A 10,001-nucleotide genomic window follows, 5' to 3' on the forward strand; every position below is an offset into this window, starting at 1 on the left:
GCGCCTGTGGCCACATCTCTTCGCCCCACACTACGCCGGTATGCCGGTACCGCCACCCAGCCGACGCTGCTGGGGCGGCCCGCGCGCGCCCAGCGGGGCGGTGCCGCTGTTGTTACGATCCAGGCATCCCTGCCCGACCGGCAGCGTGCGGAAAGGCGTGATGGTGGTTCCTCAACGCAGAAGGTCCGAGGCGACCCCGCTGAGCATCTCCGTGGATCGTTCCGACCCTGCCGTCCCGGTGATCGGCGTCGGCGGCGACCTGGCCTACGCCACCGCGGCGCCGCTGCGCGCGGAGGTCGACCGGCTGCTCGCCGGGCGTCCCGCGACGCTCGTGCTCGACTTCGCCGACCTGCTGTTCCTGGACAGCACCGGCCTGTCCGTGATCGTGCACGCCTGGCGGGAGGGGCAGCAGGTCGGCACCCGGATCGAGCTGCGCGCGGTCCCGCGGTTCCTGGAGACCATTCTCGACCTGACCGGCGTCACCGGCCTGCTCGACCGTGCGCCGGTCGATGACCGGACCGGGCCGTCCGCCACGGGTTCGGCCGCCTCCGCGTGACCCCGGGGGTTTCCCGCCGGGGTCCGGCTGGGAACATGGGAGCGTGCCCTCCCAGATGCTGACCATCGAGGTGGACCGGCTCGACGCCGGCGCCGTCCGGGTGCGGCTGGCCGGTGAGCTGGACTACGACACCGCCCCGGAACTGGTCGAGGCCGTTGCGCGGCTTCGCCGCGACGGCTGCCAGGAGGTGGAGCTCGACTTCGGCGGCGTGGTCCTCTGCGACTCGTCCGGGCTGAGCGCGCTCGTGGTGATCCACCGCTCCGGCACCGGCGCGGTCCGGCTGCGCAACACCAATCCGCAGGTACGGCATCTGCTGGACCGCACCGGCCTGGCCGAGCTGCTGGCCGCCCCGCCCCGCGACGTGACCGGCGGCGCCCGCGAGGTGGGCTGACCGCGCGGCACGCCGTTGCCGGGAAGGGGTGGCCCCCGGCCCTGGGACCAGGGGCCGGGGACCGGGAGGATGGCTCAGGCGGCGGGCGCGGCCTGCCGGCGCGGGCCGGTGGTGTGCGGCTCTCCCACGATCGGGGCCTCGGCGTCCTCCGGCGCGCCGGAATCGGGCGTCTGGAACAGGTAACGGACGAAGTCTCCGGTAGCACCGTCGTCGTCCGCGCCCGGCCACTGCCCGACGCAGTCGACGCCGATCACCTCACGCCCGGTGCCGTCGTGGTGCTCCAGCAGCGCCCAGAGGGTCACCGGGTAGCAGCGGGTGACGTCCGGGCCGATCCGCCAGCGGGCGTACCACCCGGGACGGGCGGGGACGATCTCCACGATCCGTTTCATGTCGACCTGCCCTTCCGCGTGCGTCGGAAGTTGTCCGGTCCATCCGATCCTGCCGCCCGCCGGGGTGAGCGCTCCTCACCCGCAGCGAGTGAAGCCTCCGCCGGGCGGGCCTCCCGTTAGCTTCCCGGCAGCGCCGGGAACGCGGTCGGCGCAAGCGCAACCGACCAGGAACGAGGTGCGACGATGCGCAAGCAGATGGAGGGCGACAACCAGCGCCGCCGGGCTCTCGCCCGCGAGGCCCGCGAGCGAGGGCTGCGGCCGAGCCAGACCGGCGCCAGCCTGAGCGCGTCCAAGCAGGTCACCTCGCTGGACCGGCACGACCGGTCCGGCCCGCCGCCGGCCGGACGGCACAAGCCGGACACCACGCGCGGCGGTCCCGCGCCGCCGCCGGTCGCCGTCGCGGAGCAGCAGCGCCCGCTGCCGGACCCGACGCCGTCACCCGGGGTCTCGATGAGCTACCGGGATCTCGTCGACGACGTGAGCCGGCGCGCGGGGGTGGACTTCACCACGGCCAAGGTCGCCGCGGAGGGCACCGTGCTGGCCCTGGCCCAGGCGCTGGACGAGGCGGCACGGGAGCGACTGCTGGAGGCGGTGCCGCTGACCCTGCACGACGTGGTGCCGGTGTATGGCATGGAACCCCGCCGCGACCTGCCCGGGTTCCTGGCCGAGGTCGGCCGCTACAGCCGCCTCACCCCGGAGCAGGCGCGCTACCAGGCCGAGGCGACGCTCGCCGCGCTCAATGAGGCCGACGCGGAGCTGGTCGAGTCGCTGCGCGTACCCGACGAGTTGCGTGACCTGCTCGGGCCGACCGACTTCGGCGGCGGCCTGGTGGGCGCGTCCTCGGCCACCGCGCCACTGACCGAGCCGGAGCTGCGTGACGCGCTCGCGGCGCTGCCCTACTGGTCCAGCGACCGGCGGTCGCTGGTGCGCACGATCGAGTTGCCCGGCGGCAACCTGGACCGGGTGCTCGACCGGCTGGACCAGCTCAAGGCCGAGGCCGGGCGCGCGCCGCAGATCGGGCGGCCGGACCCGGACAACGCCGTGCTGACGGTCCGCACACAGCAGGTCGACGGCGTGACCGCGGCGGACGTCGACCTCGCGCACCGGGTGGACGCGGCAGTCGACGAGGCCGGCGCCGGGATGGCGGCCGGCTGACCCGGCGGCGGAACGGTCCCGGTCCCCCGCGGGCCGGGGCCACCCGTGGCCGGGCGGTACCGTGTGCCGCCGTGGATCACGACGACACCGAGACCCTGGAGATCGTGGTGGACCCGGCCCGCCCGTCCGGGCGCACGCTGCTGGCCGACGGGGTCGAGCAGTCGTACGTGGACGTGGCCGACGCCCGGTACCTGCACTTCGAGTACGTGCGGCGGATCGCCGCCGCGATCGACCTGGCCGCCCCGCGGGGGGCGGCGCTGACGGCGCTGCACCTGGGCGGGGGCGCGCTCACACTGCCGCGCTGGCTCGCGCGCACCCGGCCCGGTTCCGCGCAGCGGGTGATCGAGCGGGACCCGGGCGTGGTCGACCTGGTCCGGCGGAAGCTGCCGCCGCTGCCGCCGGAGGTGGTGGTCGCGATCGGTGACGCCCGGGAGGCGGTCACCGAGGCGCCGTCCATGGCGTACGACGTGGTGGTGGCCGACGTGTACCGGGCGGCCCGGATGCCCCCGCAGGTGGCGGCGGTCGAGTTCGCGGCGCAGGTGGCCCGCGTGCTGCGCCCGGACGGCATCTATCTGATCAACCTCACCGACCTGCCGCCGCTGGCGCACACCCGGGGGCAGGTGGCCACGCTGCGGGCGGTGTTCGCCGACGTCTGCCTGGTGGCCGACCGGCGGATGCTGCGCGGACGGCGGTACGGCAACGTGGTGCTGGCCGCATCGCCCACGCCGGGACGGCTGCCGGCGCGCCGGCTCGCCGCCCGGGCCGCCGCCGATCCGGTGCCCGGAACCGTGCTGCACGACGCGACGCTCGACGCGTTCGCCGCCGGCGCCCTCCCGGTCACCGACGCCGACCTGGGCTGAGCCGGTTTTCCGGCCCGCGCGGCGGGTAGCCGCGCCGGATGAGCACCGCCGACGACCGGTCCACCGCGCGCCGGACGCTTGTCGTGATCGGGCTGGTCCTCGCCACGGTGGTCGGGCTGGCGCTGGTCTGGGCGACCCGGCGGGTGCTGGTGTGGGGTCTGGTGGCGGTGTTCTTCGCGGTCGCGCTGAAACCGCTCGTGGACCGCCTGCAGCGGCGCGTACGCCGCCGCGCGCTGGCCACGCTGCTGGTGTTCCTGGCCGCGTTCGCGCTGTTCGCCGCGGTCGGCGCGCTGATCCTGGTGCCGCTGGTGGACGAGGTGGCCCGCTTCGCCGACCGGCTGCCGGAGCTGGTGCGCGAGGCCCAGGCCGGGCGGGGACCGGTCGGGCGGCTGCTGGACCGCTTCCACCTGCTCCGGTACGCCGAGCCGGGCCAGCTGCGCCGGTTCGGCTCGCGGCTCGGCGATCCGACGGTCGGGGTGGTCCGCAGCGTGGCCCAGGCGGTGACCGCGCTGGTCACGGTGGTGGTGCTGGCGTACCTGATGGTGCTGGAAGCGCCGAAGATCGTCGCCGCGACGCTGCGGCTGGTCGGCGACGGCCCGGCGCGGCGGCTGCGGCGCATCGGCCGTGACTCGTCCCGGATCGTCACCGGCTACCTCAGCGGCAACGTGCTGATCAGCGTGATCTGCGGCGGCCTGACGTTCGTCGTGCTGTTCCTGCTCGGCGTGCCGTTCGCCGCGGTGATCGCGCTGACGGTCGCCGTGGTGGACCTGATCCCGCTGGTCGGCGCCACGCTCGGGGCGATCGCCGCGGCCGGGGCGGGATTCGTGCACTCCCCCACCGCCGGCATCGTGGTGCTCGTCTTCTTCGTGGTCTACCAGCAGGTGGAGAACCATCTGCTGCAGCCGGTCATCATGGCCCGCGCGGTGCGGCTCAACCCGTTGACGGTGCTGGTCAGCCTGCTGCTGGCGGTGGAGCTGGGCGGCCTGGTCGGCGCGCTGCTGGCGATCCCGGCGGCCGGCATCGCGCAGGTGCTGCTGCGCGAGTTCGTGCCGGCCGGGCGGCAGGCCCTGCCGGAGCCGGCCGACGGTGAGCCGGCGCAGCGGCCGCCGGCCGGCGGGTGAGGGCCGGCCGGCGGGTGCGCGGCGCTCAGCGCCGCCGGGCCAGCTCCGGTGACTCGCTCTCCAGCGGCACCGCGTTCGCCGGGACCAGGCCCAGTTGCACGGCGGGGCGGGGCAGAGTCGCGTCGAGCGCCCAGTCCGCGGCGACCCGGGGCCGGTTACCGGGCATGGCGAGCAGGTGGTAGCCGCGGGTGACGGCCTTGGCCGGCAGCCCGGCCAGCGGGACCTTCAGCGGGTTCGCCGCCGCGTCCTTGCCGCCCAGGTCCACCACCCAGCCCAGGTCGTGGTGCTTGTACGACTTGCGCACGCCCTGCCCGTAGGAGGCGGCGATGTTGTGCGCGGCCAGCTTGCCCTGCCGCTGGGCGTGCTGCGCGGTCATCGCGCACACCTGCCCGGGGCGGGTCGGATCGGGCACGGCGGCGGCGTCGCCGCAGGCGAACACCTCCGGGAAGCCGGGGACGTTGAGGAACTCGTCGACCACCAGCCGGCCCTTCTCGGTGCGCAGCCCCAGCTCGGCCACGAACGGGTCGGGGCGTACGCCGACGCACCAGACGAGGCTGCACGTCGGGACGTACTCGCCGTCGGTGAGCATCACCCCGTCCGGGGTGGCCTCGGCGACCGATGTGTTCATCCGCACGTCCACGCCGCGCTTGCGCAGCACCCGGTCGGCGGTGACCGACATCCGCCGGTCCAGTTCGGGCAGCACCCGGGGCGCGAGGTCGAGCAGCATCCAGCGCGGCCGGACCTTCAGGTGCGGGCGCTGGGCCATCAGCCGGTCGGTGAACAGCTGCCCGTGCGCGGCCACCTCGGTGCCGGTGTAGCCGGCGCCGACCACCACGAACGTGGCGCGGGCCCGCTGCTCGGCCGGGTCGTCGGTCAGCTCGGCCAGCTCGATCTGCCGGACCACGTGGTCGTGCAGGTACAGCGCCTCGGGCAGGCCGCGGAAGCCGTGGGCGTACTCGGTCACGCCGGGGATCGGCAGCAGCTTGTTGACGCTGCCGACGCTGAGCACGAGCCGGTCGTACGCGAGCTGACCGTGGTCGCCCTCGATCGAGCGGTAGCCGACCCACCGGTTCTGCAGGTCGACCCGGTCCGCCTCGCCGACCACCACGCGGACGCCGTCGAGCGTGCCGGCGAGCGGCACCGCGATCCGGGTCGGCTCCACCACGCCGGCCGCCACCTCGGGCAGCAGCGGCAGGTAGAGGAAGTAGTCGGTCGTGTTCAGCAGGACGATCTCGGCCCGGTCGCGGGCCAGTCGGCGCAACGTCTTGGCCGCGTGGTACCCGGCGAACCCGGCCCCCACGATCACCACACGTGGTTTCGTCATGCCTGCTGCCGTTCCCGGGCAGACCTGCGACAAACGTACCCAAGATCCATCCATCAGCGGCTATATGGACATTCCTCGCGATCGACGCGAGGATGTACCGCCTCCGCCGCGGGGTGCTGCCGGTCGGCGACGTCACCGAGGTGACCGTCGACCTGTCCAAGGACAACGTGTTCCTCGGTGTGCGGGCGGTGGACCGGGCCAGGCACCACAGCCCGGTCGCCTTCCCGAAGCCGGGCAGCTGGGGCTGCTCGGTTCGGCGGCGGCGCGGCTCGGGCGTCAGGCGGTGATCGCCCAGCGTTCGTGGTCGCGCCACGCGCCGTCGATGAACAGGTAGTCCGGGGAGAAGCCCTCCAGCCGGAAGCCGAGCCGACGCGCCAGCCGCTTCGACGGCTCGTTGCCGGGTTGGATGTTCGCCTCCAGCCGGTGCAGCCCCAGCGGCCCGAACGCGTACCCGATCACCAGCCGCACCCCGGCCGAGGCGTGCCCGGTCCCGGCGTACGGGCGGAACGCCGCGTATCCGAGGTAGCCGCCACGCAGCGCGCCCCGCACGATGCCGCTGATGTTCGCGTACCCGGCGATCTCACCGCTCTCCCGGTCGCAGAACAGGAACCCGGAACTGTCCCGCCGCCGGATCTTGCGTAGGTACGCCGCGTACAGCTGCGTGTCGTCCGGCGCGGACAGCCACGGATGGTGCAGATCACGGCTGCGCCGGGCGGCGGCGACGAACTCCGCCTCGTCGGCGGGGCGGGGGCGGCGGATGGCGACGCGGCCGTCGCTGCGCAGATATCGCACCGTCCCACTCTCGGCCACCGCCCCCACTCCGCCCCACCCGGGTCAGCTCCGCCACCCGCTGTCCTACTCACCGGGAGCACTGTTCCACCTCTCAGGACCACAAGAGATCTTGGAAGGAACGCGCCCCCATAGGGGCCGTTTCGTTCCAAGATCTCGCCCAGCACGAGGTCTCGTCCCGATCGGCAAGACCGCCAATCCACCCTTCGGACGCGCCCACGCCCACGCCCACGCCCACGCCCACGCCCACGCCCACGCGATCTTGCAGTTACCGCCCAAGGCTTGCCTGTTTTGCGAGGTTTGCCGGGGCAATAAGTGCAAGATCGCGCACGCATGGTGGATCTTGAGGGCTCTTGAGCTAGCGGACCCGTCGGCGATGTGCGGGCCGGGTCGTTTGGCGGTCGGTGTCCGGTTTCGCTGTGTTGCGGGGCTGTGGTCGGTGCCACCGTCAGGGTGGAATCGGTGGCGGGCGCGGGGCGTTGTACATGGCTGACCCCGGGACACCGGGACGAGCGCCGAACATTAGCCGCCCGGCACCCCCGCGCGGATCGCCAGGTCAGGGAATCGGCCCGGCCCGGACGTCGTTACATCCCCGAGCGACGGGCACGCCGCCGTCCCCGGGAATGGCCCCGGTCCCTTCGTGGTTACATCCCCAGACCCACGCCACCGGTCACCCCCCGGCTGGCAGCCACGGTCGGCGGGAATCATCCCCGGCCCGCAGGTCGTTACATCCCCCGAGCCGCGACGAGCAGGCCCCTTCCGGGTCGCCCGCGTGCCAGCCCCTCCACGGGCACCCCCCAAGACTTTTCCCCTCCGCGGCACCCCCGCCGCGTATCCCCCACTTCAGGGAGGCAACCATCATGGCTACCACTCTGCTGCGCAAGACCGTTCTGACCGCTGCCGGTGTCGTCGCCACCGCCGGTGGCATCGCCGGCCCCGCCATCGCCGCCCACGCCGCCCCGGCCGAGAAGGCCGCCATCGTCGCCGACCGCAAGAGCGGTCATGGTGAGCGTGAGCTGGACGTGCGCTACGAGGCCCAGCCCAACTTCTACTTCTGCGGCCCCGCCGCCGCCCGCAACGCGCTGAGCGTGCAGGGCAAGAACATCGACGTACACGCCATGGCCGAGGAGATGGGCACCACCGAAGCCGGCACCAACTCCATCAACGACATCACCCCGGTACTGAACAAGGAGACCGGCGCCAAGGACGCCTACAAGTCGGTCGAGATCAGCACCCCCAAGGCCGACGACAAGCAGACCGACAAGCTGCGCGCCGACGTCGTCAAGACCGTCGACGCCGGCCGGGCCGTGGTCGCCAACATCGCCGGCACCGCCACCGACACCGACGGCACCACCCACTCCTTCGAAGGCGGCCACTACATCAGCGTCATCGGCTACCGCGACGACGGCAAGACCGTCACCATCGCCGACAGCGCCGACCCGAACACCGCCACCTACCGGATGAGCATCGACAACCTCGCCGACTGGATCGCCACCCGCGGCTACAGCACCAGCTAAGACCAACACCGCCGCACCCATGGCTGCAGAGCAAGAACAGGCAGCACGCACACCGGAAGGGCCCGACCCCCACCACAGGGGGTCGGGCCCTTCCGCGCGTATCCAACGGCTGCCGTCCGGTCACCTCGTCGTCACGCCGGCGTCGTCACCCGGACGGGTCGCTCCACCACGCTGGGTCGCGCCGGACCGTCCGGGCGACCGTGAAGGAGCAGCAGTGACAGCCGAGGAGGCGACGAACCGCCCCGACGTGAGTGTCGTCGTACCGGTCTACAACACGCTGCGCTACCTGCGGCAGTGCCTCGACTCGCTGCTGCGGCAGACGATCGGTCCGGACCGGATGGAGATCGTGGCGGTGGACGACGGGTCCACCGACGGCAGCGGCCGCCTGCTGGACCGGTACGCCGCGCGGTACCCGGGCACCGTACGGGTGGCGCACCAGCCCAACTCCGGTGGCCCGGCCGCGCCGTGCAACCGGGGACTGGACCTGGCCACCGGCCGGTACGTGTTCTTCCTCGGTTCCGACGACCGGCTCGGCCCGGAGGCCCTCGAACGCCTGGTCGCCGCCGCCGACCGGTACGGCTCGGACGTGGTGCTCGGCAGGGTGGTGGGCGTCAACGGCCGGCACGTCTTCTCCGACGTGTTCGCCGACGGCAACGCGGTCGACGTGAGCCTGTTCGACTCGGCGCTGCCCTGGTCGCTGGCGAACACGAAGCTGTTCCGGCGCGAGGTGGTCGACCGGCTGGGGCTGCGCTTCCCGGAGGACATGCCGGTCCTCAGCGACCAGCCGTTCACGCTCGCCGCCTGCTACCACGCCCGGCGGATCTCGGTGCTGGGCGACTACGACTACTACCACGCGGTGCGCCGCCTGGACGCCCGCAACATCACCTACCACAGCCGGGTCGAGCAGCGCCTGGTCAGCGTGGAGCGGCTGTTCGCGTTCGTCGCCGGCCTGATCCCCGCGGGACCGCGCCGGGACGCGGTGCTGTGCCGCCACGTCGGGCTGGAGCTGGCGAACCTGGTCGGCGACGACTTCCGGCACCTGGACCGGGCCACGCAGGAACTGGTGCACAGCAGCGTCGCCCGGCTGGTGCGGCAGCACGTCACGGACGGCGTGCGGGACCGGCTCGGCATCGAGGCCCGGCTGCGGCTGGGCGCGGTGACCGCGGGCGGGGTCGACGAGCTGCTGGCGGTCATCGAGCAGGACACCGGCCGGGGGGTGCCGGCGACGGTGTTCGCCGGGGACCGGTGGCACGCGGGCTATCCGGGCGCCCCGGCCGGCTGGACGGACGTCACCGACGTACGCGCCGGCTGGCTGGCGCGGCTGGACGCCGTCGACGTGAGCTGGGCCGACGGGGACACGCTCACGGTGACCGCGCGCAGCCCGTACCCCCGGTTCGCCGCGGAGGCGGGACCGGTGCGGCTGCTGGCCGGTGCGGTCGTGGGCGCCACCCGGGTCGACGCCGGCGACCCGACCGGCCGCACGGTCCGCACGGAGTTCCCCCTCGACCGGCTCCTGGCCGCGAGCCGCGCGGGCGGCCGGCGGCATCCGGTACGCGCCGAGGTGGACGGCGGCCACGGGCGCGGCGGGGCCGCGGTGCGCGCGCCCCGGCTCGCCGCCGGGCGGCCCCGCCTGCTGCGGCACGGCGCCCGGCTGTACGCGGTCGCGGCCACCGTCGACGGGCGCAACGGTCAGCTCGTCCTGTCCGTGGTGCCGGTGACCGTCGGGCAGCTCGTCGGGCGGCTGCGCCGGCGCGGCCGGCGCGGTCCAGCCGCGGCGCAGACAGCGGGGCACGGCCCCGCGCAGACGTCAGGGCGCGGCGCGGAAGGCCGGCTCGGCCGGCATGGGCACCTGGAGGTACGTGGTGCCGCGCAGGTCCAGCCAGGCCCGCTGCGGCGCGC

The 10,001-nt window shown here is 74.0% G+C and carries 11 protein-coding genes; 8 read left to right on the plus strand and 3 right to left on the minus strand.

From position 1 onward, the window contains the following. The first annotated feature begins 211 nt into the window (after positions 1-211). Together KBX39_RS12655 and KBX39_RS12660 are read left to right on the plus strand one after the other, a co-directional pair. Positions 212-556 (plus strand): STAS domain-containing protein, encoded by a 345-nt coding sequence (locus KBX39_RS12655; protein WP_312247091.1) that lies wholly within the window; start codon positions 212-214, stop codon positions 554-556. Between the two features lie 43 nt (positions 557-599). Next, positions 600-947, plus strand: coding sequence for an STAS domain-containing protein (locus KBX39_RS12660; RefSeq protein ID WP_233514741.1), 348 nt, complete (start codon positions 600-602; stop codon positions 945-947). Positions 948-1,021: 74 nt separating this feature from the next. Here the strand turns inward: KBX39_RS12660 and KBX39_RS12665 are convergent, their stop codons facing one another. After that, positions 1,022-1,336 carry a hypothetical protein gene (locus KBX39_RS12665; protein WP_030504313.1) on the minus strand — a complete coding sequence of 105 codons (315 nt, stop codon included), beginning with the start codon at positions 1,334-1,336 and terminating at the stop codon, positions 1,022-1,024. A 183-nt stretch (positions 1,337-1,519) separates the two neighbouring features. Between KBX39_RS12665 and KBX39_RS12670 the strand changes: the two genes are divergently transcribed. From KBX39_RS12670 to KBX39_RS12680, 3 genes are all read left to right on the plus strand, one after another. Beyond that, positions 1,520-2,491 (plus strand): DUF2267 domain-containing protein, encoded by a 972-nt coding sequence (locus KBX39_RS12670; protein ID WP_209961636.1) that lies wholly within the window; start codon positions 1,520-1,522, stop codon positions 2,489-2,491. A 71-nt stretch (positions 2,492-2,562) separates the two neighbouring features. After that, positions 2,563-3,351 carry a spermidine synthase gene (locus KBX39_RS12675; RefSeq protein ID WP_208635184.1) on the plus strand — a complete coding sequence of 263 codons (789 nt, stop codon included), beginning with the start codon at positions 2,563-2,565 and terminating at the stop codon, positions 3,349-3,351. A gap of 38 nt (positions 3,352-3,389) precedes the next feature. Then, positions 3,390-4,472 (plus strand): AI-2E family transporter, encoded by a 1,083-nt coding sequence (locus KBX39_RS12680; RefSeq protein WP_043324573.1) that lies wholly within the window; start codon positions 3,390-3,392, stop codon positions 4,470-4,472. Between the two features lie 25 nt (positions 4,473-4,497). Here the strand turns inward: KBX39_RS12680 and KBX39_RS12685 are convergent, their stop codons facing one another. Continuing rightward, positions 4,498-5,796 (minus strand): NAD(P)/FAD-dependent oxidoreductase, encoded by a 1,299-nt coding sequence (locus KBX39_RS12685; RefSeq protein WP_064446170.1) that lies wholly within the window; start codon positions 5,794-5,796, stop codon positions 4,498-4,500. Positions 5,797-5,888: 92 nt separating this feature from the next. Here KBX39_RS12685 and KBX39_RS12690 point away from each other — a divergent pair, with 92 nt between their 5' ends. Then, positions 5,889-6,083 carry a hypothetical protein gene (locus KBX39_RS12690; RefSeq protein WP_244206013.1) on the plus strand — a complete coding sequence of 65 codons (195 nt, stop codon included), beginning with the start codon at positions 5,889-5,891 and terminating at the stop codon, positions 6,081-6,083. On the opposite strand, the gene KBX39_RS12695 is transcribed toward KBX39_RS12690, so the two are convergent. Then, a complete protein-coding gene (locus KBX39_RS12695) occupies positions 6,073-6,588 on the minus strand; it encodes a GNAT family N-acetyltransferase (RefSeq protein ID WP_244206014.1) in 516 nt (171 codons plus the stop codon). The two genes, KBX39_RS12690 and KBX39_RS12695, sit on opposite strands and share 11 nt — an antisense overlap. 857 nt (positions 6,589-7,445) lie before the next feature. On the opposite strand from KBX39_RS12695, the gene KBX39_RS12700 reads away from it, so the two are divergent. Further along, on the plus strand, positions 7,446-8,102 hold the full coding sequence (locus KBX39_RS12700) for a C39 family peptidase (protein ID WP_210870610.1): 657 nt from the start codon (positions 7,446-7,448) through the stop codon (positions 8,100-8,102). A 214-nt stretch (positions 8,103-8,316) separates the two neighbouring features. Further along, a partial coding sequence (locus KBX39_RS12705; RefSeq protein WP_312247092.1) for a glycosyltransferase family 2 protein occupies positions 8,317-10,001 on the plus strand: 1,685 nt, incomplete at its 3' end.

The organism is Micromonospora sp. D75, assembly GCF_018070405.1.
GTDB classification, from domain to species: Bacteria; Actinomycetota; Actinomycetes; order Mycobacteriales; family Micromonosporaceae; genus Micromonospora; species Micromonospora chalcea.